The organism is Enterococcus sp. BWB1-3 (genome assembly GCF_016745275.1).
Lineage (GTDB): Bacteria > Bacillota > Bacilli > Lactobacillales > Enterococcaceae > Enterococcus_L.
Map to the genome: position 1 here is coordinate 57090 of NZ_JADOEP010000014.1, position 24332 is coordinate 81421.

Here is a 24332-nt window from a genome sequence, read left to right on the forward strand (position 1 = left end):
ATGAAGCAAATAGGAGGAAGGGCAATGGATTTTCTTAAAAGAAACGGTTTTTATTTTCTGATGTTGGGCGCAGTCAGTGATTTTTTAACTCCATACATTCTGGGACTGTTTTTTCCGGCGATGAATCAGCTGACGATGGTAATCAGTGTGTTTGGGGATGTGAGCAGCCCGGTACGTCAGCCATTTCTAATTTGGTCAGTAGTCTCTGGAATCTTCTTTGTTTTAGCCTTACCGGCATTGTATCAGGAGTTTGTCGATATATCACGTACACTCACAATATTACTTGTGTCTGCAATAGGCTTTTATGGTGTTGGCGACTGTATCTTTACTGGCTTGTTCAGCATTAATATGGAGCAGGCAGGATGGAACCTGTCAACATGGATACACAATATAGGCTCCGGGCTTGGGTATACCGGTTTTTTGCTATTTCCATTCCTCTTGTTTCTACTTTATAAAAAACAGCTGAAGAAAGCTCTTAGTCATTTCTATCTATTTTCACTGTTTGTCAGTATACTGTTTGCGGGGATTTACGGACTGGCACGTATTCCCAAAGTCAGCCAATTTCCATTTTTAAACCAAATAGGACTCTGTCAGCATGTTAGTTTTTTCTTTAATTATTTACCTATAGTTGTTTTTTCCTTTATGCAAATTAGACAGTCTAGAAGACCTTCAGGCAAATTTTCTTAAGTGGTAGGTCAGTTACAGTCTTAGGGGTAAAACCTATTTTAACAGTTGGAGAGCTCATCACCTAAAATCATTTATTTTGAAATTAAAAAAGGGGAATCAATATTCCGTATGTGATAGTTGCAACATCCTATTTTTTAGTCAGATAAAAAAATTTTTGAAAAACAGTTGTTGTCTATCCAACAATTGATTATAATTTTTATATAAGCAGATAGAAATAAAAACTGAAGGGGGTAGAAATACATGGGTAAGAAATATATGAATTACGTTGGAGAAATTTTAACAGATGCTGAATATCACGGATTGGGAAAACCTGAAAATTTTCTTGAAGTACGTATGGATAAGGAGCTGCCTTTTCGCCTTTATTGCAGAACTCATGAAAAGGACTGGGTAGAAGTAACAGAAGAGGAACGCCTGGATTTAATAAAAGATCTGAAAAACAAGAAATCAATGTATTCAAAGAGTGATTATCGCTATTATATGCTGGATTTCCATCTTGCAAGTTTGGGAGAACGATAGATCTATTTGTAAGCGTTTAAAAAATGAGAGTTTAAAGAATAAATGAAATAAAGGTATGAAGTTCGTTTGATAAATTTCATGCCTTTTTGGATTCTGAATTTCTCCTCTTTTATCTTCTGCAGTGTTCTTTGGAATGTGAGTGTTTTCAGCTATTCCTGGATTTGTAGTGTCAAATTTCCCATTTGCCAAAAGTCTTGAAAGGGTTCAAGAGGATTTCTGAAGCCTTTTCTTTATCGGTTTGTCTGTACATACTGTTTGCCTGTCTTCCAGCATGATAAAATAAAAAAGACTGAGAGGAATCGGCAGCTATCCACAGCTGAAATTCTCAGCACTCATTTAATAGATAAGGAGTTTCTCTAAATGAATGTCTGTGACTTATATAAAAAACTGGAGCTTTCCCCTGTGATTGCTGCGGTAAAAAATGAAGAAGAGCTGGCTGCGGCATTGATATCAGAGGTTGAGGTTGTTTTTATTCTGCAGTCCCATCTGATGCAGCTTAGTGAAATATCGGAAAGAATTAAGAAGAGTAAGAAAATTGCATTTTTGCATGCTGACTTGGTTAAGGGGCTGTCTTCGGATGAAGCAGCCATTGACTATGTAAAAAAATGCACAGTATTTGATGGAATTATTTCAACAAAATCAGTGATTGTCCGCTATGCCAAAAAACATCAGCTGCTGGCTATTCAACGTTTTTTTCTGTTGGACTCTTCGGCTCTGGAAAATATGGAAAGACAGCTTGCACATATTGATGCAGATATGGTTGAACTGCTGCCCAATGTTTCTCCGAAGATCATTAAAGAAATTGTGAAATCGTCAAAAAAACCATTAATTGTAGGCGGCCTGATTCGGGATAAGGAAGATATTATGGGTGCTTTGGGAGCAGGAAGCCTTGCTGTTTCAACGACAAATGTGCCGACTTGGTCTGTCTAGTTTGAATTCACTCGCTTTTTACTAAAAAACCTATTATATCAGTAGTTACAGAAGCTGTTTTCTAAACAAAGGAAATACTGTTGGTTTAATTATTTTTTGTATTAGCTTTAAAAATTTTGGGTAAATTCAAAAAACTGTCTAGTTATTGTCCAAGCTCTATATAGGTGGTATAATATAAACAATTAAATACTTGCTGGAGAAAAGAGAGTATAGCAACAGACACCAAAAAAAGTGGTGTTTGTTTCTGTATTCTCTTTTTTGTGCTTGAGAGATATAGACAGGGGGAAAAAAGATGTACGATGTGGTGATTATCGGTTGTGGGATTGTGGGTGCTGCAACAGCCTATGAATTAAGTAAGTATCGGCTGAAAGTTTTAATTCTGGAAGCGGAAAATGATGTGAGTATGGGAGCAACTAAGGCTAATAGTGCTATCCTGCATGCCGGTTTTGATCCGGAACCGGGAACTCTGATGGCAAAATTGAACGTGGAAGGTGCTGTACGAGCCAAAGAGCTTTGCCAAAAGCTTTCAGTTCATTATCATCAGATTGGTTCTCTGGTGGCAGCATTTTCTAAAGAAGAGTTAGCGGTTATTCAGGAGCTTTATGCGCGTGGTCTTAAAAATGGGGTTTCAGAGCTGCAGATGGTGGATAAGGAAGAGCTTCTGGAAATGGAACCTGGGTTATCTCACCGCGCCCTCGGGGCACTTTATGCGCCGACTGCTGCAGTCGTGAATCCATGGGAGCTTTGTCTTGCTCTTACTGAAACTGCAGTAGTTAATGGCGTGGAACTTTCGCTTAATAATAAAGTGAAGGAGATCAGCAGGAGAGAGTCCGGTTACCAAATCACAGCAGAAAAAGGAATTTATCAGACTAAATATGTTTTTAATGCAGCGGGTGTTTATTCAGATGCTGTTCATAATATGGTGGCAGAGCCTGATTTTGAGATCGTACCCAGCCGGGGGGAGTATTATTTACTGGATAAATCTGAAGGTTCAGTTGTTTCTCACATTATCTTTCAATGTCCTTCCAATGTAGGAAAAGGGGTGTTGGTCAGCCCAACTGTACATGGAAACTTGATTGTCGGACCAAATGCTGAAGAAGTTTCAAAAACAGAGCTGGGAAGCGGTATGGATACAGGAAATACAGTCAAAGGATTGAGACAGGTATCTGAACTGGCAAAAAAAACGGTCCCTGACCTTAATTTAAGACAGTCTATTCGTAATTTTTCAGGGATTCGTGCAAACAGTACAAAAAAGGACTTTATTATTCAAGAAGCTGCTCCTGGTTTTATCGATTTAGCGGGTATTAAATCTCCCGGACTGACCTCTGCTCCGGCAATTGCACTCTATGGAATTAGGTTACTGGAACAATCAATAGGACGTACGTTTCAATTGAAAGCCCAATCTACGGATACCCGGGAGAAAATTGTTTTTCAGGAGCTGACAATTGAGGAGAAAAACAAGCTGATCCAGAAAGATTCCAGCTATGGACGAGTGATCTGCCGCTGTGAAATGATTACAGAAGGAGAAATAAGAGCTGCAGTGCATTCAGCAGTTGTTCCTGCATCGGTGGATGGCATCAAGCGAAGATGCAATGCCGGAATGGGCCGCTGTCAGGGCGGTTTTTGTGGTCCAAGAGTTGTTGAGATTTTAGCAGATGAGCTGGGAAAGTCTCCGCTGGAAATCTTGCAGGATCACACGAGCAGTTATGTTTTAACAGAAGCAACCAAGGGAGGTCTGGAACATGTATGAGTTAATCATTATCGGCGGAGGACCAGCTGGATTGGCAGCAGCAATGGCTGCTTACGAAAAAGGGATCAGGGATATCTTAATCATTGAAAGAGACAGTGAACTGGGCGGGATTCTTAATCAGTGTATTCACAATGGTTTTGGTCTTCATTATTTTAAAGAGGAATTAACCGGGCCGGAATATGCGGGACGTTTTATTGAGATGCTGAAAGAAACAAGTATAAAGGTTTACTTGGACACGATGGTTCTGGAAGTAACCAAAGAAAAAACGATTCACATTGTTAATAAGAGAAAGGGCTATCAAATTTTACAGGGAAAAGCACTAATTTTTGCAATGGGTTGTCGGGAGCGGACAAGGGGAGCCATCGGAATTCCGGGGAGTCGACCAGCGGGTGTTTATACAGCGGGAGCTGCTCAACGATATGTCAATATGGAAGGTTATATTGTAGGGAAAAAAGTAATTATTTTGGGATCGGGAGATATTGGATTGATTATGGCTCGAAGAATGGTACTGGAAGGTGCGGAAGCATTGGCATGTATTGAAGTGATGCCTTATTCGGGCGGTCTAACAAGAAATATTGTGCAATGCTTGGACGATTTTGATATTCCCTTATTTCTTTCGCATACAATTACAGAGATTCGAGGGAAAAGCCGAGTAGAGGAAGTCGTCGTTTCAGAAGTAGATGAGAAGCGACAGCCGATTGCCGGGACAGAACAGATTTTTGCCTGTGATACGATTTTATTGTCTGTAGGATTGATTCCTGAAAATGAACTTAGCCGCAGTGCAGGAATTGTATTGGATAATCGAACAAACGGTGCACTTGTTTATGAAAATATGGAAACGTCGATTCCTGGAATTTTTGCCTGCGGAAACGTTGTCCACGTACATGATTTAGTAGATTTTGTAACGGCTGAGAGCATGAGAGCCGGAGCGGCGGCAGCAGAATTTATTTTGTCTCAGCACTTGATGGATGAGCTGACTGCAGATTACTTAACCATAAAAAATGGGGAGCATGTGACCTATGTGGTTCCTCAAAAAATTCGTGAAGACAAGGTTGATAAGAAGGTTGAGCTGTTTTTCCGAGTAAATAAAGTGTATGGCGACAGCCAAATCGTAGTAAAATCGCAAGGAGAAACACTGGTAAAACAGCGAAAGAGCTATATTGTCCCCGGCGAGATGGAGAAAATTAAATTATCCCGGAAAGCTATTGATAAAATCCAGAACGGTGAAATAGAAATTTGTGTGGAGGAGGTCGGCAGATGATGAAAGAGTTTATCTGTATTATGTGTCCCAAGGGCTGCCATTTAATGGTGGATACAGCAAATGAATATCAGGTTAGCGGTCACAGCTGCAGTAAAGGTGTGAAGTATGGCAAAGCAGAAGCGACTAATCCAATACGTGTAGTCACTTCTACTGTAATTGTTGAGGGTGGAAGACACCGCCGCTGTCCTGTAAAAACTACGGATGGGATTCCTAAAGAATATGTAATGGAGGCGATGAAGGTGATCAATGAAGTTCGATTGAACGCACCAGTGAATATCGGTGATATTGCAATAAAAAATCTGTTGAATACAGGGGTAGATGTGGTGGCTACAGGGAACATGTAGATAATAAAAAGAAAATTTTTTAATGGGGAAAGCTCAGCATTATCAAGGATTTTGGATATCTTGGAGAGAAGTTTTGAGGTACAGGATTACAGTCGATAAGGAAAAAATGCTCTGTTAAATTGTACGGGAAAATAAAGTATGATTTGTCAGGTGAAGCTCCTATACAAACACAGACTGATGTCCCAAATATCAAGAGACTCCAATGGGGAGAACAGGCATGGTTGAATATAAGTCTTTTCATAAGGCAGCTAAGCTGTTGTTCTTTAGGTTGTATAGTGCTAAAACTCAATGAATAGGTCAAATTCTCTTTCTTATCAGTTTTGTAGGATGCAATTTAGTATGACCTATCGCTGAGTTTGAAGCGGAAGCTCATTTGTTAGGGTACTCGGCAGAATAGATTTTTACTGACAGAGGTTGCTTTAAACAGTCTATGTTACTTCGCTGGACAACTCCAAGTACTCTATTTTCGAAAAAATTACAGTCAGTATAAGGTTGCGGTATGCTTTTATAAAATTTGAAATAAGCAATAATTTAGTTCTTATTAAAAAAACGCTTGCATGAAATTTATTCATGTGCTATTGTTATGACAAAGAGATGTAGAAAGATGGTGGAGGAATGAATGATAATAGATTGCCGCTGTACATTCAAATTGCCAGTGATTTAAAGTTTAAAATTAATTCTGGTGAGTGGAAAGTCGAAGATCAGATCCCGACAGAATATGAGCTTTGTACAATCTATGACGTCAGCCGCATCACGATTAGAAAAGCGATTGATCAGTTGGTCAATGAGGGGTTGCTGTATCGAAAACGTGCAGTAGGCACCTTTGTTCAGGCGAAGGAGCTGGAGGTCAAAGAAACTGTAGTCAAAAGCTTCACACAGGAGATGAATAATCTAGGCAGAAAAGTGCATACATTGGAAGCGAAAGTTAACATGGTGAAAGCGACAGCAAAAATTGCGAATTTTTTGAATATTAATGAAGGTGATCCAGTGCTGAATTTACAGCGGATATTTGGTACTGAAGAACTGGCCTTCGCATTTTTTGACACATATTTTACGTATGAAACATTCTTTTCAACAAGCAGTGAAGATTATTACGGCTCATTTTATGAATATTTAAAAACTTTTGATATCATAGTAGATTCAGTTAAGGAATATGTTGAGGCAGTCAATCCTAGTGAGTACTTAGTGGAAGTGCTCAAAATAGATACAAACACACCAATTTTAAAAAGGGTTAGAATTACACAGCAACTTGGGAAGCAATTTCACGAGTATTCAGAATGTTTTTATATTGGCAGTGAATACCGTTACTATGTCAACGACTTTACTTAAAATAGGTAAAAAATATATTTCTATATTTAGAAATATATTTTTATTACATCTTATTGTAATTACATTATATCAATTGGGAGGAAGGAAAAAATGGCAATTTCATTTATTAGGATCGATGACCGGATTATTCACGGTCAAGTAGTTACTCGTTGGATGAGTGAAAGAAAGTGTGACGGTGTTGTAGCAGTTGATGATCCGTCAGCAACAAATCCTGTATTGGCTAAAATGCTGAAATCGGCAGTTCCGCTGCCCCTAAAAGGGTTTGTGATGACCGAAGAGGAAATTATTCAAAAATGGTCGAAAATCGTTAAAAGTAAACGTCAGTATTTTTTGATCGCCCGTTCGCCAGCAACACTTGTCCGAATTTTTGAAAGCGGTGTTAACTTTATTTCGGAGATAAAAGAATTGAATGTGGGACCAATGAGTGTCCGTGAAGGTGCCAAGAAATATGGTAAAAATTTAAGTATAATTCCAGAAGAAGAAGAAGCGTTCGATGTACTGCAGCAAAATGGCATGACAATTTCATTTCAATTAGTTCCTGATTCAAAAAGAAGGACATGGGATGAACTGAAAGCTGAAGGAGGAGAGTAGTGTGGATATAACATTATTGATACAGGCAATCGCTATTTCTGTGATTTGTTATCTGGGTGCATTATCAACTCCTTGGTTATTAGGATTGACCGGAGGCTGGTATACGATTACCCGACCTTTAGTTTCAGGGATGATTGTTGGCCTGATTTTAGGTGATATGAAACAAGGAATCATGATGGGTGTTGCAATTCAAACAGTCTATATTGCAATGGTAACGCCAGGAGGGCAAATGCCTGCAGATCTAAATTTTGTTGCTTTTCCGGCAATTGCATTGGCAATGCTTTCTAATACCAGCACAGAAGTTGCTGTAACACTGGCGACAACTATTGGAATTCTTGGAACAATTGTTTTTAATATGTATCAGGTTATCAATTCATTTTGGAACCATCGTGCAGTTGCAGCAATTCGTGAAGGAGATTACAAAAAATTCCGAATGAATGCAATTTTTGGACCTCAGTTAGTCAATTTTATTTCAAGATTTGTTCCCTCTTTTTTAGTGCTCTATTTTGGTTCAGGATTTGCGAAAACAATGCTGGATTCTATGCCTCAATATTTAATTGATGTTATGAGTTATTTAGGCGGTGTTCTGCCGGCAATCGGGATTGCTATGTTGTTGACAGCAGTGGTTAAAGAAAATTCGTTGTTCTTATTCTTTTTATTAGGTTTTGTCTGCATTGTATTCTTAGAGTTGAATATGATTGCATTGACAATCGTTGCAGCTGTGATTGCATATCTTTATTTCAACGGATTGAATAAAAACAGCTCTGTCAGCTCAGCAGGTGTAGTTATTGATGAAGAAGATGAGGAGGAGTTTTAGCAATGACCGAAAAAATCTTAGATAAAAAAACATTGACAAAATCCTATCATAGATGGATGATGTACAATTTGGTTGCTATGAGTTTTGAATTTTTAGAAGCAATGGGCTTTGCACTTTCGATGGAGCCGGTAGCTGACAAACTTTACAAGGATGAACCCGAGAAGAAAAAAGAAATGTTGGAACGTCACACCGCTTTTTATAATACAGAACCTCAAGTCGGTGCATTAATCAATGGAATCGCAGTTGGACTTGAAGAACAAAAAGCAATGGGGAATGCTGGTATCACAGGTGAGCTGATTAACAGCTTAAAAATTGGCTTGATGGGTCCTCTAGCTGGAATTGGAGATTCGATGGTGCCTGGAATGCTGATTCCCATTTTATTATCAATCGGAATGGGGCTTTCCGCTAATGGTAGTAGTTTAGGTGTTTTTTTCTACGTCATTTCATTTAATAGTATTGTTTATTTTGGTTCACGCTATTTATTTTTTAAGGGGTATGAGCTTGGAGCAGAGTCAATAGATGTTTTTACTGGCGAAAAAGCACAACAAATAACAAAAGCAATTACAGTATTAGGAATGACAGTGATCGGCGGTGTAGCAGCCTCGTATGTAAATCTTGAAATACCAGCAAAATTTGCTTTGACGGGAGCGGAAATTGATATACAAGCAATATTAGATGGGATTTTTCCTAAATTAGCACCATTGGCAGTGATTTTTACTTCGTGGTATTTAATGGCTAAAAGAAAAGTTTCCCCAGTTAAGCTGATTTTTATCTATTTCATTGTCGCATTTGCTGCAGTTGGTCTGGCATATTTACTTTAATAAAGGAGCGGATAGAGATGAAAAATCGAATTGTACTTGTAAGTCACTTTGGTCTTGCTTCCGGTATGAAGAAAGCATCGGAATTTATTGTCGGTGAACAGCCAGAGCTTTATGCAGTAGAATTAGATGAGGAAGGTATCGAAGCTTTTAAGAAAAAGCTATCATTTTTACATGACCATGCTTTTGACGGACAGACTATCATTGTCAGTGATATCCCATCAGGTTCACCGGGAGCCGCTGCGTATAGTTTGCTGAACGAAATTAATAATGTTCATTTAATCAGCGGGATGAATCTGCCGCTGATTCTTGAGTTAGTTCTGTCTGGGGGAATAAAACCAATTGCTGAGCTAATTTCGGACGCAGTCCATTCTGCACGGGAAACGATTCAAGATTATACCATTGTTCCCGAAAAAGGAGAGGGTGAGGATGAGTTTTAATTCTGGATTAAATATTTGGTTGAATGAAGCAGAATTAAAGCTGGAATTTGGTGAAGGTCTATTTTATCCTGAACGAGCAGAGAAGCGCCATTTAAATGACATTCGCAGCAGTTTATTGAATAAACATGCTGAGGGACCGGAAGTATTATACACAATCGCAATGGATGTAGGGAAAGAAGGTCATTATAAAGACTTAAAGAAACGAAATCTGCTTTATGGTATCGTTGCCTATAATGACGGGTTAATTGGAAATGAGCTGGTTCGCAGCCAAGGACATATTCATGCCGTTTCTCCCTCATGTCAGTCATCTACACCGGAAGTATACGAAATTTTACAGGGTCAGGCATATATTTATATGCAGGAATTTGTAGGTGAAGTTCCTGGACATTGTATTGCTATTGCAGCAAAACAAGGAGATATCGTGATTGTTCCACCAAACTGGGCACATTATACAGTTAATGCCAGCATAGATGAAAAAATGCTTTTTGGAGCCTGGTGTATTCGTGATTATGCGTTTGAGTATAAAGAAATAAGAGAAAAACAAGGTCTGGCCTTTTATCCGGTGATGGAAAATAATCAAGTTAAATGGTTGAAAAACAACCATTACAGAGAAGCAAAATTGATAGAAAAAACAACAAGGCTATATCCTGAATTTGGTTTATCAAAAGAAAATATATATGTTCAGTATGAAAAACAACCATCACTTTTTGAGTTTGTTACAAAACCACTAAATTATCGACATTTATGGGAGAATTTTCAGCTATAAAAAGGAGTGAGGAAATGATTTGTTTTAATAAAGAGCAGGTTTGTTTAACTGGAAAAGACGTGATACGTAAACAAACAAAGCTTAAAAATTATGCAAATTATTATCAAATGGTTTCTGAATCGGAAGATTTTGAGAAAGTCATTTATGAAGTGGAATACCATGATAATGGTCTAATAGAAGGTGTAAATGGCGGTTTATTTTTTGGAATTTCACATATAATGTCGGGAAAAATTGGTAATGAATATCATATGACTAAAGGACATATCCATCAAAAAAAGGATACTGGAGAATATTACTGGGGACTAAAAGGGGAAGGGTTGCTTTTGTTAGTTTTTAAAGATAAGACCTATCGATTAGAAGAAGTCAAGGAAGGTTCTGTCCATTATATTCCTGGAAATACGAGTCATAGGCTGATTAATACAGGTACTGAGAAATTATCTGTCGGTGCATGCTGGTTAACGGAATCAGGACATGATTATCTGAATTGTGATTTTCCAATCAGAGTAATAAAGAATGGAGAGAAAGCTGTTGAAATCATCAATTGTACGTCCCAAGATAAAAATGAATAAAAAAGCATCTGTTTTAACAACATATGAGGATATTGTCTATTTTATAAAACAAAAATCAGAACATAAAAAGAATTTTACACTTGCGATTGAGTGTTATCCGGTAACTAACGAGCAATTATTGCTGGAAAAAATTATTACACCACTCCAACCATCGATGACGCTCCATGCGGATGAACTGTTTATAAAGGCAGAGGAGATCAACACGAGGATTCAGGAAAATTTAACAGATGATCGAATATTTGGTTTGATGAGTCATCATAAATTAACAGATTTCATTGATAAAGAAAACGTTAAAAATATCTCAAAACGCTTGGAAGAACAAACGAAGAAAGGCGGATTCACTGCCATTTATGGAATGGGTGCCTCACTTTTAGAGCAAGTGGATATGGTGATTTATGTAGATCTAGCCAGATGGGAAGTTCAAAAACGTTACCGTTCTGGGAATTATAGCAATTGGTTGGCGAATAATGCAGGCGAAGATTCTCTAAAAATGATTAAACGCGGCTATTTTTTTGAATGGCCTTTAGCAGATTGTTATAAACAAGAAATTGTGGATAGCATTGATTATTTACTAGATATTCATGATGAACAAAGTCCTAAATTGATTGCTTATGATGATTATTTGCAAGGATTGGAAGAAGTTGTTTCTCAGCCCTTTTCTTTAATACCATTTTTTGATCCAGGTGTTTGGGGTGGAACTTGGATGCAGAAGCAATTCGGCGTTGGTTTAACAGAGAAGAATTTGGCGTGGAGTTTTAATGGTGTCCCAGAGGAAAATAGTCTATTGTTGGATTTTTCAGGAACATGTGTTGAAGTTCCGGCAAATAATTTAGTTTTTAATTATGCAGAAAAATTGCTGGGAGAACGGGCTTTTGGTCGTTTTGGTCACGAGTTTCCAATTCGTTTTAATTTTTTGGATACGATGGATGGACAAAATCTCAGCTTGCAGGTACATCCAAAGGTTGACTATGCTCAAAAAGAATTTGGTGTCAATTATACACAGGACGAAAGTTACTATGTACTAGAAGCAAAGAATGATGCTGTTGTCTATTTAGGCGTGAATGAGGGTGTGAAAAAAGAAGAACTGATCCATGCTTTAAAGGAAGCCGAAAAAGGCGAAACAGGATTTGATGATGAAAAATACATTTATCGTCATACGATGGCTAAACATGACCATTATTCTATCCCAGCTGGAACGATTCATTCCAGCGGAAAAGATGCTGTTATTTTAGAAATCAGCGCTACTCCAAATCGTTTTACTTTTAAATTGTGGGACTGGGATCGTGTAGATTTTGATGGTTTGCCTCGACCTGTCAATATCGATCACGGTGAACCTAATATTGATATCTATAAGGATGAACAGTGGGTCAAACGAGAGTTGATCAATCCGTTTACAATTATAGATCAAGGAGAAGGCTGGGTTGAAGAAAAGACGGGGCTTCACGAAACGGAATTTATTGAAACAAGACGCCATACTTTTAGTAAAAAAGTGAGACATGAGAATCATGGCAGTGTTAACGTGTTGAATCTGATTGAAGGAGACGAAGCTTTAGTCACTAGTCCGGAAGGGAAATTTGAACCGTTTCTTATCCAATATGCTCAAACATTTATTATTCCGGCAACTATCGACAACTATGAAATAGAGCCTTGTGGTGCAAGTGCAGGTCAAACAATTAAAACAATCAAAGCATTTGTACGGTAAGATTACTGAGTAAGGAGGAGTTTGGGACAGAAATAAAGTTCCAAACTCTCTTCATATCTACACCCGAATAAACGGCGGTACAAAAACAACTCCTTCGGAATTAAGCCGAACTATCCTGAAAATATGAGGAGCTATTTTCGGATATTCCTTCTTAATTCTCGGAGCTGATCGTTTTTGTCCCGACCTCTCTTGTTTATTGAAAGTTGGTTGATTGTAAGGGTAAAATACGTTTGTTATTAATAAAAAACGAGTTTAATTTATTAATTATTTCAAAATTTTATTTTTTTTTACTGAAAATATGTTGAAAATGTTTGTGGAATATTGTATTTTTGTACGAGTGGAAGAATATTCTGCTGATAAATCTAAAAAAATACATAGTGAAATGAACAATTAATTATAATGAAAATGAAAATTAATTGACATTTATAGATATGGAAGCATCAATTATATAGTATCTAAAATAAAGTCACTTTTCTGAAAAAGACTTTTTGGAATAACACATATAGAAGAAAGGAGGACGTTTTTGAACAAGCTTACATTATTGATGTCGATTTTATTGCTTGGGAATGGAACAGGGGTTTCAGGATTAAGTGTTTTTCAACCAGTTGCTGAAGGAAGTCCAACAACCGAGGTAAACACGGAAGCTGCAAAACAGGCAGATGATGTAAATCAGGAAATAGAAACTTCGGAAGGCTTGGAAGAAACGACCGCGTCTTCATCGGAAGCAGATCCCGAATCTGAAATAGTAACAACAGAAGAAAATCAAATAGAAACAAGCTCGACAGAAACTTTCTCAGATAAGGAAGACGATGATCCTCCGAAAGAAAAAGCTTCAACCTTTGCGGATGGATTACAGGATGAAGATGGTTACTGGCTGGCTGGCGATTTGGCTACACTGAGAACATATATTGTGACGGACAAGAAAAAAGAAATTCGGCTGACAGCTGACATTGATATTGCTGCAACAGCATTACCTCTGTATGATGGATTTGTTTTAGATGGAGCGGGTCATACGATTACTTACAATAAAGGTATACTAGCTGCTGCAGGATTTTATCTACAGGTTACAGGAGCAACTGTTACGATGAAAAATATTAATTTTGGCAACCCAGACGGCTCAGGAGCTGTCGGCTACTATGGGATTATTACCTGCTACGATGCTAATCCAAACATAAACATGATTTTTGAAAATATCAATTACATAACTACAAACGGTCAGCCGTTATACAATATAAATGGGAAGATTATTTTTAGAGGAAACAATACATTTAATCAAACCGGCTCAGGATATTCTCAGGAATGGGCAGAGGCTAATTACATAGAAGTAGAGTCTGGAATAACCAATGTTTACCATAATACTACCGCTAGCTATGGCTTTATTTACGCTCATGGGACGAATTCCAATAGTCCCTATGCCAGTTCAATAAATGTTGTTGTACGTTCGGGAGCAGTATTTGACGTAGAAACCAGCCATGCTTTTTTTTACAGTGCAGCAGCGAGTTATGACCAATCAATTATTGTAGAAGATAATGGAACATTAAAAGTAAAGCAGACATCAACAAACTCGGTGAAAAGCCGGTTTATCTATCCGAATTTAGGAACGAGTGCAGCGACAGATTTTTGTTTTGGTAAAAATGCCAATGTTCAACTGGATTTAAAGGGATCAATTCCTTTGTATAGCTCCAGAGGCGGAATGACTGTTGGTGAAGGTGCAGTGTATGAAATGAATGTTGAAGAAGGTCAAATGTTTTCCTTAAGCACTTTGGGAACATTTTCAATGAATATCGATAATGTAAAAAGAGCTGCTTTTAATGGTACAGCAGATGGAACATTAGGTATTCGAAGCAGCAATACTGCAATCAGCAATCTTTCTTTTCGGGGAACGAACCGGATCAAAGTGGATGCGTATAGCAATGCCTCCACAGAGCTGCCAAGCACCACCTTTAATAAAGTGGACACAGCGTTATACGTCTCGAATACGACTTACCAAAATGTATCAGGAGATACACTGAGTGCGCCAGAATTAAGTGCGTTCGCAACCTCCAAACGATTGGTTTTTTCCAGTGTGTGGGTACCAGACGTTCTTTCTGTAAGCGTGTCAGATGAAAGCAGTCAGGGAGCGACACTGTCTGTCAACTCTGAAAATCACGGACTTCCTGCAACTAAAGTAATATATTATCTCTTTACAGAAGAGAAGGATATCGGTGTGCCGGAAAAAGCAAAATATATTTATACACTGACTGATTTATCTCAACAAGCAGATGGATTCTACAATTACGATGCAGATGATCTAAATCCTAATACGAAGTACTGGATGCAGGCAGTTGTTTCAAATACAAACGGTCAGGGTGACTGGTCAGGTCCGATTTCATTTGCCACAGATCCTGGTCTGAAGTCATTGGAAATAATAAATGATGAAGATCTGACGGAAACAACTGCGAAGATTTCTGGTGCTTTTGCCAACAACACTGGTTTATGGACAGATTTTAGCAATGGCGTAGACAATCCTGCTGGAAACCAGACTGCTGACTTCGGTGCCAGCTTTACGGATGCACTGATTCAACTGGAATACAGCAGAAACAGTGATTTTTCAAATGCAGAAAGTATTTCAGTAGAAAATAGATTTGGGGATAATGACAGTCAGTTTACTGAAGAATTAACCGGTTTGCGTCCGTCTGCAACGTATTATGTCAGAGTCAGAGCAACAGCGGTTTCCGGTAGAGAGATTGTACTTCCGCTGGTTTATGAATTTGAAACAAAGTATGGTGAATATATTGATGTGTCAATACCTGTAGAGATGTTGTTTGGTACAGATAATTCAGAAGCAGCAACTGAAAGTGCTGGAACAATTTATAGTAAAGGCGCCTCCTATGAAGTCGTTAATCAGGGGAATGTAGACACAGCTGTTCAGGTCACAGGTTTTACCCCCAAAAATAAAGCAGCAGAAAATCTTAAATTACTTCCGGACATGAATGGTCAAGTCGCCTCCAACCAATTAGCATTGAAGCTCTTAATGAGCGGTGCTTCCAGCAGTGAAATATTCCTAACACCGGAACTTCAGATAAGTCCGGTAATGATCGGGATAATGAATACAACCGATGAAAATAAACTGCAGTTGGATTTTGGCGGAAAGTTCTTTAATCCTGTAGGAGAAGTACTATTGCCATCTTATACAATGACGCTGAGGTTTGAAAAATCAGAATAGGAGAGATTATTATAGAAAAGCAGAACACAACAAGTAATAATAAGAAAAAATGGTTAGGGCTGGCTCTGTTATTATTTTTACTGATTGGCGGCGGTGTGTATTACTATTTCACACAGCAGGAAGAACCAGTTCGGATAGTATCCGGGGATTATCTGCCGGATGCAAAGGAAGCGCAGAAGATGACGGACAAACAGATAAAAGCAGCCGAGCAGAAAATGGTAGATGCCAGCAAGTTCAATATGGTCATCAAACCGGAAGCAACTTTTGCTTCTGGAAATGAAGAAGGAGATATCTATATTCAAAATCCTGAACATAATGCTTACCCAATCAACGTGGTTATTGCTTTGGATGAAGATGGTAAGGAAGTATATTCTTCCGGTGCTGTTGAACCGGGCTATGAGATAAAGAATGCTGTATTAGATGTAGCGCTGGCCAAAGGAGACTATCCGGCAACAGCAACATTTAATATTTATGATCCGGTAACAAAACAGAAGCAGGGGCAGGTTCAAGCAAGCATTATGATTAACGTCTTAGCATAAGAAATGAGTTTAGCAGAATATTCATTCTGTTGACATAAATAAAAAATTATAGAGGAGAAACACATTTATGAAATTAAATAAGAAATTAGTCGCAGCAGCAATGGTTTTAGGTACGGGATTTGCAGGAGTTTCTGCAGCAGGCTCAACTGCAAATGCAGAAACATTTGACGGAATTAATACAGGTGACATTGAAATTAATGGAACAATCGGAAAAATGGATAACACAGATCCGGAGACTGATTTGCCGGAAGGTTCAGATGACTGGATTAACATCACGGTTGATACAGCGACAGCATTCCATACAACAATTGCTTCAGATCATACAGAGATTGAATCAGCTGACTACAGCATTCAAAATAATTCAGGTCGCGGTGTCGCAGTTTATCTGTCTTCACTGACAGGAACACCAAACTATGTGACACAATTAACGGTTAATCCAGCAGCAGCTTCAACTGCTTTGGTTTCAACTCCGGCAGCTGTTAATTTGATTGATGGAGGAGCAGTTGCATCAATGCCGGCAATGCCATGGCTGACGCTGGCAAATAATGAAGGCCGTCTGAATCTTGTGAGTGACGCTGCAGATACATATGGAAGCGAAGCCACATTCCACTATACAGGAACAGTTGAAAATGCACCGGCAGTTGCAGAATCAGAAAACTATACATTAACATTGAAATTTGCTTCTGTACAAGCTGACGGTACAACAATCGGCAGATAATTAAGCATTATAGCAGCAATTCTGAGGGAGAGGTCACAATGAAAAAGCACTGGTCTAACAGAATACTCTTTATCATTCTCGTGATTTTTTCTCTTGGATTTTCCTGGTTCAACTAATGCCAACAGTGCTTCGGTTGAAATTAGTGGGAAAGTTGGAAGAGGAATAACTACTGAGAGCTCTGTGATTCCAGAAGAGTCTGATTCAACCGAACCTTCAGAGGAACCTGCTTCACCAAAAGAAGATACTATTTTTGGAGGGCGGCTACCAAATGCTGGTGAACATAGCCTATATTTATTAATGTTCATTAGAATTGTCGTACTTCTGCTGTTTGCTCGGGCAAGTAACAGAAAGAGCAAAGAAGATGAACGAAGAGGCAGGGGAATCTTCCTTTGTCTTTTTTTCGATTCTATCAAAAGCTGAGAAACAATTCTTGGAACCGTGAGTCTTATTTGTGCAGGAACATTTGCTTGTTGCATGTTCGAAGATCATACAAGATGTGCTATATATTTAGTTTATATAAAATATAAAAGCTATACAGCATTTGAAACACATCGCAGTGATTCTGAATGGCTGACCTAATTGTATAATGATTGGCTGAGAGAGAACTGAAAATATCCTCATTTATTTCAGTATGTGCAGTAAATCACTTGTCTAATCTTGAATAAACAAATATACTTTATTATGTATAACTGAATAGCGAATGACTGCCTAGCTCCATTCAAACGAATAGTTGAAACAGGAGTATAAAGGCGACCTTATTTAAAAAAAGGAAATATTTATTTTTTGGACATACATTTGTGAATCTGATCACGAATTTGTCATTTATAGTATTGTATGAAAAAAAGTTTTAGGGGGAATCAACGTGAAAAAAGGAATGGTAAAAAACTGCATTTTGGGGTTCTCGGCAGTGCTGCTTTTGGGTGCTTGCGGAGGCGGCAACACAACAAAAGAAAGCAGCGGGAGTTCTTCAAGTTCAACTGGAAGCTCAGCTGAAACGGTCTCAGGTGCATCTCAGCAGGAGTACACAGATCCAAGCAAGCTGGAAGATGAGTATGATATTGTTATTGTGGGTGCAGGCGGAGCTGGAATGGCGGCAGCTTTATCAGCAAAAGAAGCTGGAATGAATCCGGTAATTTTTGAGAAGATGCCTTTTGCCGGAGGGAATACACTGAAATCCTCTGGTGGGATGAACGCTTCTGAAACAAAATTTCAGAAAGAACAGGGGATTGAAGACAGCAATGATCTTTTCTATGAAGATACGCTGACTGGTGGAAAAGGAACCAACGATAAAGAATTGCTGCGTTATCTTGTAGATAACTCTGCAGCTGGTATTGAGTGGCTGGATTCAATGGGGATTACACTTGATAATATCAGTTACAGCGGCGGAGCGAGTGTGAAACGAATTCACCGCCCGACAGACGGTTCAGCAGTAGGCACGTATCTGGTTGCCGGCTTGATTAGAAATATTCATGAACAGGAAATTCCGATATTTGTCAATTCAACAGTTACTAAGATAAATGAAAAAGACGGAAAAGTAACGGGAGTGGAAGTTGATGTTGAGGGTGAAACAAAAATAGTTTCTGGAGATGCTCTGATTATAACTACTGGAGGATATGGTTCAAACAAAGAAATGATTGAAAAATATCGTCCGGATTTGAAAGGATATGTGAGTACAACATCTGAAGGCAGTACCGGTGACGGTATCACAATGATTGAAAAGCTGGGTGGAGCAACCGTGGATATGGATCAGATTCAGGTTCACCCAACAGTTGTTCAGGAAACAGGAATGCTGATCAGTGAAACCGTTCGTGGAGAAGGTGCCATCCTTGTGAATCAGCAGGGAGAACGTTTCTATAATGAGCTTGAAACAAGAGATAATGTATCTGCGGCAATTACTGATTTACCTGAAGGTTATGCTTATTTGATTTTTGATGATGCTTTGGCAAATCGGGCGAAACAGCTGGAGTATTATAAAGAGCAAGGCGTAGTTATAGAGGCAGATACGATTGAAGCATTGGCAGAAAAAATTGATGCAGAACCTGAGATATTGAAAGCTTCGTTGGACACATGGAACAAAGCAGTGAAAGATCAGAAGGACCCGGACTTTGGCCGAGAAACTGCGATGGATTATGACTTAACAGAAGCACCTTACTATGCGATTCAAATAGCTCCCGGTATTCACCATACAATGGGCGGCGTGAAAATTAATAAGGACACACAGGTCTTAAAAGAAGATGGCTCAGCAATTGAAGGTTTGTATGCTGCCGGCGAACTGACGGGTGGAATTCATGGTCAGAATCGAATTGGCGGAAATGCTGTTGCAGATATTATTGTATTCGGACGTCAGGCGGGAACAAAATCTGCTGAATTTGCTGGAAAAGCAGCTGAATAATTTATCTTCATGAATGCGTGAATAACTGTAAGTAGCTCTGCTTGGCAGATGTCTATTTACAGTTTTTTGATTATCATATCCCTTTCTATCTGTTCCTTCCTGCTTGGTAACTGGATAGAAAGTTTCTGATAGTCTAAACTGTTTTTTTATTCATTAGTAACTTTATTGATTTTCCGCATAGCATTGACTATAATTTTGAGGAATCACTTAGAAGATAGGTACAGAAAGGAATGAAATCGATAAAACTTGTTCAGCAATCATCAAGTACACCATTGATTTATTTATTAAGATAAATATAGGAGAAAGGGGGGAAGAACATGCTGCAGCAGTTAAATCAGTTGATGGACTACATCGAACAGCATCTGACAGAAGAACTTTTTATTGAAGATGAAGCTAAACGTATTGGGCTGTCAGAGTATCATCTCAGGAGAACCTTTTCTTTTATTGCGGGTATGCCCTTGAGTGAATATATTAAAAATCGAAAGCTGGCATCTGCAAATCTCGATTTGGTAAAAGGGGAGAAAGTCACCGCTGTAGCTTTCAAATACGGATATCAGTCAATCGAAGGATTTTCAAGAGCGTTTCGTGACTGGACGGGATATCTGCCGTCGGAAGTCAGCAAAAGCGGTCTGCAGAAGACTTTTCCCAAACGCTCCTTTTTTATTACAGTTCAAGGAGGAGAATCAATGCATGTAAAACTTGAGAAAAAAGAAGCTTTTAATCTAGTGGGGGTTACTAAGAAGGCTCCAATTCAATTTGAAGGGGAAAATAATGTAATTGTTGAACTGGCGCAGTCAATTACGGAGAAACAACGGAAAGAGATGCATGAGTTGGGAGATCTCTATCCTCATCAGGTTATGAATGCTTCTTATGGCTTTAGTGAGGGGCGGATGGAAGAGAAGGGGGAGCTCATTCATTTAATAGGATTCTTAACTACTAGTGAAAAGAAGCCGGAAACATTGGAATTGATACGAGTACCGGCGAATTTGTGGGCTATATTTCCAAATGAGGGACCATTTCCAGCAACCTTACAGGAGACATGGGGAAAAATCTATTCAGAATGGCTGCCGTCTTCTGATTATGAGCTTGTCGAAGCACCGGAGATTTCATTCACGAAGTTTGAAGATAAAAAAGAGTTATACAGTGAACTATGGATTGCTGTAAAGAGAAAATAAAAATAGTGTAAATCGCAGTGAAGATAAGCGATTCATACTTTTCAGAAATACTTCTCACTTAATGAACATTAAAAGGAAAATTACTACGGAAATACGAATCAGTACATGGGCAGTTCCCCTAAATCTGATTCGTGTTTTTCTGTTTTCTAATGTACTGCAAACTTGTATCGTAGCAAGAATGATGTGTAAAAGTATAAAGAGGAAGCTGTTTCTGATTCACTTGAGTTCAGACTTAAGTCGTATTCACACGTCATTATTTCTGCGGTATAGTTCAGGGTAAGAGGTGTTGTGCATGAGAAAATTATTCGGTGCAGCCATTGAAGTGCTGTCTGAGCTCATCTTACATTTATTTTTTAGACTTCCTGAATAGGGAAGTTTTTTGTTGCAGCTCATTAATAAATTATGATGCATGTTTCGTCCTTTAAAATTGCGTGGCAGTAATTAATAAAAGCAGTGTAAACACAATTATTATATAACGATTATGAAAGGTGGAAAGGAATAGATAATCATAAAAAGAGTAGGATTTCTCTTGTTTGTCCACATTATTTGATAAATAACAGAACAAAATTTCAACTGTAAGGTTGACTAACAGGACTTTGATGGTGTAGTTTTAATAAGCAAGTGTTTTTCGTATAAGAAAAATCATTCCAGGTTATTGAGATAGTCATCTTTTAAGCTGATTCAGGTCAGAGAAAATAGATTTTCGCAGAGCAGTATAGAGATAGAGTTGGCTGCCGATTTAAAGTATAGAAAGAGGGAGGGATAGGAATGTTTAGGGTTTACAAATATTTTTTGGCTCAACCGTTGGATTGGATTTTTTGTTTTATGACAGTGGAAGAGTACAAAGCGTCTTTGAGAAAGAAATATGGTGAAAATAAGAAAGCGAACGATCGGATTTTTGGAACGGTTACAGGATTTATTGAAGAGATTGATGATCTTGTGGATTTTGCGCTCGATGATTTTGATCAGATGTTTGGAGAATATACACGGCTGAGAGTAGCACCGTTGGTATTTCCTCTTCCGACAGGAGAGATGGACGGCTCTGCTTCTTTTGCTGTTATTTTGAAAAGAGCAGAGGATGGCGATACGTTTATCTATTCATCTGTAAAACTTGCATATTTAGAATAAACATGGCAGCAGGGAAAAAAAATAAGCACTGGTTTTTAGATATAAAAATCTGAAAACCAGTGCTTATTTATGCTATTCAGTTAAAGAATCGTAGTGTACTTAATTATAAAATGCGTATGGATATTATACAGAGGATGAAGAAAAAAACAGCCAAAGTCCGGAATCGGATGAAAAATCCGAGAAAGAGCTTTGACTGTCCATTCCTGTTTATTTAAACTGATGCCAGAATTTTTTACGATAGTGGCGAATCCATAGAAAGATAAAAAGGAAAAGTACAGCAAGAACAAACAGGTTCAGCGGCCAGAAAGGCAGAAATGCTGTGGCAAATCCATAAGCTGTAAGAACCAGAATACTGCCGAATATAGTTCCCAGCATAGTAACAACAAGGCCGATACTGCCGGAACCCCTGTTAAACAGCTGAGTGATACTTGTCCAGTCCAGCAAAAGAAATTGATAATCCCTAGAAAAAAAACGCAGACAGAACAAGAAGCATCCCAAGAGTGCACCGGCTAAAAGAGCGATAATTAAAGCTGGCGGTAGTTTGAAAACAAAACCTGCAATTAATGAAATCGCTCCGGTTAGAATGCTTTGAATAATCAAACCAACTAAAAATTTCTGTTTCATATAATAATGTATGGAGATTGGTAGGGATTGTAAAAACGTAAAATTTTCCTGATCCAATGAAATCAGATTACTGATAAAGGAAGTCTGATTAACTGTCATCGCAGCTATGGCTGCGCCCGCAAGAAAAACGACACCAATAAAACGAATGTCTAGTGCACTTAAATTCAGCATTCCGCCGATTGCAAATGTAACAATGAAGATAATCGGCATCAGCAGAGAATTGGAAAGTACCTGCATGATCAAATTTGGTTCTTTTAACAACTGGAGATTGTAGCTGATATACAATTGGGATAAGCTTTGGTTGGCTTTATACGTACGTCGAATGTTTCCTTTTGCGGCAGATGCCTCAGTCAGCTGTTCGTAAAGTCTTGGTAAAATCAGTAATTTGATTCCTTCAAACAACACCAGAAGAAGCCCTAAAAGCCCTGCAAAACTAATTAATCCAGCTGTTGAAAATGGTGTTGCACTGATATGGAAAATCAGCATAAAAAATATAATTGGATTGCGGTCCATCTGCTCTATCCCTGTTGAAGAGCTTTCCATATTCATCCAGATAATCCCGATGACTGCAATAGTCATGGACAGCCCCAATAATAAACTGGTTACCACTTTTTTATGCTTTTTGAAAAAGCTGGTTCTAGTTAAACCAAAAACAATGAGAGAACAAAAAGTAAAAACGATAGCCAGAATAAGGAGGAACAGCAAAAGTGATAGTAGGATAGTCAGCGGCATAAAAATTCCTGAACGCCAGCCGGTCATCATAAAGACAATGAACATGGGAAATACAAAGGGTGAAACGGTCATTGTCACTACTAAAATTTTTGATAGAAAAATCGTACCCTGACTAAATGGCAGGGGAAGATAAGCAGGAAGGTCCCGGCTTTCAAAAAAGATATTATAAATCACAGAAATTCCCTGTGAAAATGCTAAGATGGTGAATAATGCCACGTAATAAGTAAAGAATCCCGGCAGTTTGCTGAAATCCAGCATAAACATCGTAGTACCGTAGATGAATAAAAATGCAACGCCGGAAAACAGATACTGATTAATCAGAGAACGTGTCAGTTCTTTTCCGCTTTTTCCTTTTCTGCGGAGCTTGTCAGTAATCTGAGGATTGGCATAACGTAAATTTGTGCGCACCAATTCTGAAAGCTGCAGCTTATTCATGTTCGTTATCCTCAATGCTTTCCAGCAGCGTATCTGACTGACGTCCAGCCATCTTCAGATAAATTGCTTCTAGGGATTCATTCGGAGATTGTTCCAAAAGCTGTTTGACAGAACCGTTATAAATCAGCGCACCCTTTTTCAAAATAGCTAATTCATCACACAACTGCTGTGCTGTATCAAGAGCGTGTGTAGAAAAAATGACAGTTTTTCCCTTTTGTGCATGAGCTTTCATCAATTCTTTTAAATCAAACGCAGCTTGAGGATCCAATCCCTGCATCGGTTCATCTAAAATCCAAATATCAGGATCAGGCAGCAGGGCACCGATAACAATTGTCTTTTGACGCATCCCATGGGAAAAGCTTGCCAGGGTTTCGTCCTGATGACTCAGCATATCGAACAAAGTTGCCAGCTCATTTAACCGCTGCTGTTTCTGTCCTATCTCAATTTCGTAAGCTGCTGCAATTAAATCCCAATATTCACCTGCTGTTAACTGCAGGAAGATATCCGGTGTATCTGCAACATAGGCTATTTTCTTTTTAATGGCTGTTCTGTTTGCTTTCAGTTCCAGCCCATCAATTGTGATTGTGCCTGTTGTGGGCTCAATGACACTGACCAAGCTCTTAATGGTCGTTGATTTACCGGCACCGTTGTGTCCAAGAAAGCCAAAAATTTCCCCCGGTCTGATTGTTAAAGTTAAATCTTTCAGTGCTTGCTTTGTGCCATAGCTTTTACTGACATTTACTAATTCGATCATATCCATCCCACCTTTTCTTATTAAATACTTCCTCTTTCATTATACGTGTAGATTGGTATTTTTGGAAAGCGAATATGTGTTAAATTTTTTTCAAATAGTATTGTCGCAAA

At 38.5% G+C, this 24332-nt stretch carries 23 protein-coding genes and 1 riboswitch; of the genes, 20 read left to right on the forward strand and 3 right to left on the reverse strand.

What is annotated here, in order from left to right; genetic code table 11:
* Positions 1-24: 24 nt before the first annotated feature.
* From IW492_RS10775 to IW492_RS10855, 17 genes are all read left to right on the forward strand, one after another.
* A complete protein-coding gene (locus tag IW492_RS10775) occupies positions 25-687 on the forward strand; it encodes a DUF998 domain-containing protein (protein ID WP_202067634.1) in 663 nt (220 codons plus the stop codon).
* Between the two features lie 240 nt (positions 688-927).
* Complete coding sequence (locus IW492_RS10780) at positions 928-1203, forward strand: hypothetical protein (RefSeq protein ID WP_202067635.1); 276 nt, start codon at positions 928-930, stop codon at positions 1201-1203.
* Between the two features lie 360 nt (positions 1204-1563).
* Positions 1564-2133 (forward strand): glycerol-3-phosphate responsive antiterminator, encoded by a 570-nt coding sequence (locus IW492_RS10785; RefSeq protein ID WP_202067636.1) that lies wholly within the window; start codon positions 1564-1566, stop codon positions 2131-2133.
* A gap of 292 nt (positions 2134-2425) precedes the next feature.
* The gene (locus IW492_RS10790) at positions 2426-3883 is read left to right on the forward strand and encodes an NAD(P)/FAD-dependent oxidoreductase (RefSeq protein WP_202067637.1); all 1458 of its coding nucleotides are present in this window, start codon (positions 2426-2428) and stop codon (positions 3881-3883) included.
* On the forward strand, positions 3876-5144 hold the full coding sequence (locus tag IW492_RS10795) for an NAD(P)/FAD-dependent oxidoreductase (RefSeq protein ID WP_202067638.1): 1269 nt from the start codon (positions 3876-3878) through the stop codon (positions 5142-5144). Before IW492_RS10790 ends, IW492_RS10795 begins: the two co-directional genes overlap by 8 nt.
* Positions 5141-5488: a DUF1667 domain-containing protein gene (locus tag IW492_RS10800; RefSeq protein ID WP_229442360.1), complete on the forward strand. Its 348-nt coding sequence runs from the start codon at positions 5141-5143 to the stop codon at positions 5486-5488. Before IW492_RS10795 ends, IW492_RS10800 begins: the two co-directional genes overlap by 4 nt.
* Before the next feature lie 135 nt (positions 5489-5623).
* Positions 5624-5792: riboswitch (M-box (ykoK) riboswitch) on the forward strand.
* Between the two features lie 311 nt (positions 5793-6103).
* Positions 6104-6817, forward strand: coding sequence for a GntR family transcriptional regulator (locus IW492_RS10805; protein ID WP_202067639.1), 714 nt, complete (start codon positions 6104-6106; stop codon positions 6815-6817).
* A 90-nt stretch (positions 6818-6907) separates the two neighbouring features.
* Positions 6908-7408 (forward strand): PTS system mannose/fructose/N-acetylgalactosamine-transporter subunit IIB, encoded by a 501-nt coding sequence (locus IW492_RS10810; protein WP_202067640.1) that lies wholly within the window; start codon positions 6908-6910, stop codon positions 7406-7408.
* Between the two features lies 1 nt (position 7409).
* Positions 7410-8225, forward strand: coding sequence for a PTS mannose/fructose/sorbose/N-acetylgalactosamine transporter subunit IIC (locus tag IW492_RS10815; RefSeq protein ID WP_202067641.1), 816 nt, complete (start codon positions 7410-7412; stop codon positions 8223-8225).
* Positions 8226-8227: 2 nt separating this feature from the next.
* Positions 8228-9046, forward strand: coding sequence for a PTS system mannose/fructose/sorbose family transporter subunit IID (locus IW492_RS10820; RefSeq protein ID WP_202067642.1), 819 nt, complete (start codon positions 8228-8230; stop codon positions 9044-9046).
* Positions 9047-9063: 17 nt separating this feature from the next.
* A complete protein-coding gene (locus tag IW492_RS10825) occupies positions 9064-9483 on the forward strand; it encodes a PTS sugar transporter subunit IIA (RefSeq protein ID WP_202067643.1) in 420 nt (139 codons plus the stop codon).
* A complete protein-coding gene (locus tag IW492_RS10830) occupies positions 9473-10249 on the forward strand; it encodes a glucose-6-phosphate isomerase family protein (protein WP_202067644.1) in 777 nt (258 codons plus the stop codon). The genes IW492_RS10825 and IW492_RS10830 overlap by 11 nt, the downstream gene beginning before the upstream one ends.
* A 14-nt stretch (positions 10250-10263) precedes the next feature.
* Positions 10264-10818 carry a glucose-6-phosphate isomerase family protein gene (locus IW492_RS10835; RefSeq protein WP_202067645.1) on the forward strand — a complete coding sequence of 185 codons (555 nt, stop codon included), beginning with the start codon at positions 10264-10266 and terminating at the stop codon, positions 10816-10818.
* Complete coding sequence (locus tag IW492_RS10840; protein WP_202067646.1) at positions 10778-12520, forward strand: class I mannose-6-phosphate isomerase; 1743 nt, start codon at positions 10778-10780, stop codon at positions 12518-12520. Before IW492_RS10835 ends, IW492_RS10840 begins: the two co-directional genes overlap by 41 nt.
* Positions 12521-13043: 523 nt before the next feature.
* Positions 13044-15725 (forward strand): hypothetical protein, encoded by a 2682-nt coding sequence (locus IW492_RS10845; RefSeq protein WP_202067647.1) that lies wholly within the window; start codon positions 13044-13046, stop codon positions 15723-15725.
* 95 nt (positions 15726-15820) lie between these two features.
* Positions 15821-16264: a hypothetical protein gene (locus tag IW492_RS10850; protein WP_229442368.1), complete on the forward strand. Its 444-nt coding sequence runs from the start codon at positions 15821-15823 to the stop codon at positions 16262-16264.
* Positions 16265-16331: 67 nt separating this feature from the next.
* Positions 16332-16982 (forward strand): hypothetical protein, encoded by a 651-nt coding sequence (locus IW492_RS10855; protein ID WP_202067648.1) that lies wholly within the window; start codon positions 16332-16334, stop codon positions 16980-16982.
* On the opposite strand, the gene IW492_RS10860 is transcribed toward IW492_RS10855, so the two are convergent.
* On the reverse strand, positions 16922-17458 hold the full coding sequence (locus IW492_RS10860; RefSeq protein WP_202067649.1) for a hypothetical protein: 537 nt from the start codon (positions 17456-17458) through the stop codon (positions 16922-16924). The genes IW492_RS10855 and IW492_RS10860 overlap by 61 nt on opposite strands.
* A 398-nt stretch (positions 17459-17856) precedes the next feature.
* On the opposite strand from IW492_RS10860, the gene IW492_RS10865 reads away from it, so the two are divergent.
* The 3 genes from IW492_RS10865 to IW492_RS10875 all read left to right on the forward strand — a co-directional run bounded on the left by IW492_RS10865 (position 17857) and on the right by IW492_RS10875 (position 21677).
* Positions 17857-19374 (forward strand): flavocytochrome c, encoded by a 1518-nt coding sequence (locus tag IW492_RS10865; protein ID WP_202067673.1) that lies wholly within the window; start codon positions 17857-17859, stop codon positions 19372-19374.
* Between the two features lie 317 nt (positions 19375-19691).
* Positions 19692-20549 (forward strand): AraC family transcriptional regulator, encoded by an 858-nt coding sequence (locus tag IW492_RS10870; protein ID WP_202067650.1) that lies wholly within the window; start codon positions 19692-19694, stop codon positions 20547-20549.
* Positions 20550-21317: 768 nt separating this feature from the next.
* The gene (locus IW492_RS10875; protein ID WP_202067651.1) at positions 21318-21677 is read left to right on the forward strand and encodes a hypothetical protein; all 360 of its coding nucleotides are present in this window, start codon (positions 21318-21320) and stop codon (positions 21675-21677) included.
* A gap of 207 nt (positions 21678-21884) precedes the next feature.
* Here IW492_RS10875 and IW492_RS10880 read toward each other — a convergent pair whose 3' ends face one another.
* Both IW492_RS10880 and IW492_RS10885 read right to left on the reverse strand, forming a co-directional pair.
* Positions 21885-23468 (reverse strand): ABC transporter, encoded by a 1584-nt coding sequence (locus IW492_RS10880; protein ID WP_202067652.1) that lies wholly within the window; start codon positions 23466-23468, stop codon positions 21885-21887.
* The gene (locus tag IW492_RS10885; RefSeq protein WP_202067653.1) at positions 23461-24222 is read right to left on the reverse strand and encodes an ABC transporter ATP-binding protein; all 762 of its coding nucleotides are present in this window, start codon (positions 24220-24222) and stop codon (positions 23461-23463) included. The genes IW492_RS10880 and IW492_RS10885 overlap by 8 nt, the downstream gene beginning before the upstream one ends.
* Positions 24223-24332: the final 110 nt, after the last annotated feature.

Bases quoted from the DNA above. Each gene is read 5' to 3' on its own strand.
- IW492_RS10870 (WP_202067650.1), top strand. From the start codon at position 19,692: ATGCTGCAGCAGTTAAATCAGTTGATGGACTACATCGAACAGCATCTG.
- IW492_RS10875 (WP_202067651.1), top strand. From the start codon at position 21,318: ATGTTTAGGGTTTACAAATATTTTTTGGCTCAACCGTTGGATTGGATT.
- IW492_RS10780 (WP_202067635.1), top strand. From the start codon at position 928: ATGGGTAAGAAATATATGAATTACGTTGGAGAAATTTTAACAGATGCT.
- IW492_RS10835 (WP_202067645.1), top strand. From the start codon at position 10,264: ATGATTTGTTTTAATAAAGAGCAGGTTTGTTTAACTGGAAAAGACGTG.
- IW492_RS10880 (WP_202067652.1), bottom strand. From the start codon at position 23,468: ATGAATAAGCTGCAGCTTTCAGAATTGGTGCGCACAAATTTACGTTAT.
- IW492_RS10775 (WP_202067634.1), top strand. From the start codon at position 25: ATGGATTTTCTTAAAAGAAACGGTTTTTATTTTCTGATGTTGGGCGCA.
- IW492_RS10785 (WP_202067636.1), top strand. From the start codon at position 1,564: ATGAATGTCTGTGACTTATATAAAAAACTGGAGCTTTCCCCTGTGATT.
- IW492_RS10830 (WP_202067644.1), top strand. From the start codon at position 9,473: ATGAGTTTTAATTCTGGATTAAATATTTGGTTGAATGAAGCAGAATTA.
- IW492_RS10790 (WP_202067637.1), top strand. From the start codon at position 2,426: ATGTACGATGTGGTGATTATCGGTTGTGGGATTGTGGGTGCTGCAACA.
- IW492_RS10855 (WP_202067648.1), top strand. From the start codon at position 16,332: ATGAAATTAAATAAGAAATTAGTCGCAGCAGCAATGGTTTTAGGTACG.
- IW492_RS10795 (WP_202067638.1), top strand. From the start codon at position 3,876: ATGTATGAGTTAATCATTATCGGCGGAGGACCAGCTGGATTGGCAGCA.
- IW492_RS10805 (WP_202067639.1), top strand. From the start codon at position 6,104: ATGAATGATAATAGATTGCCGCTGTACATTCAAATTGCCAGTGATTTA.
- IW492_RS10860 (WP_202067649.1), bottom strand. From the start codon at position 17,458: ATGCAACAAGCAAATGTTCCTGCACAAATAAGACTCACGGTTCCAAGA.
- IW492_RS10885 (WP_202067653.1), bottom strand. From the start codon at position 24,222: ATGATCGAATTAGTAAATGTCAGTAAAAGCTATGGCACAAAGCAAGCA.
- IW492_RS10865 (WP_202067673.1), top strand. From the start codon at position 17,857: ATGGTAAAAAACTGCATTTTGGGGTTCTCGGCAGTGCTGCTTTTGGGT.
- IW492_RS10825 (WP_202067643.1), top strand. From the start codon at position 9,064: ATGAAAAATCGAATTGTACTTGTAAGTCACTTTGGTCTTGCTTCCGGT.
- IW492_RS10820 (WP_202067642.1), top strand. From the start codon at position 8,228: ATGACCGAAAAAATCTTAGATAAAAAAACATTGACAAAATCCTATCAT.
- IW492_RS10810 (WP_202067640.1), top strand. From the start codon at position 6,908: ATGGCAATTTCATTTATTAGGATCGATGACCGGATTATTCACGGTCAA.
- IW492_RS10800 (WP_229442360.1), top strand. From the start codon at position 5,141: ATGATGAAAGAGTTTATCTGTATTATGTGTCCCAAGGGCTGCCATTTA.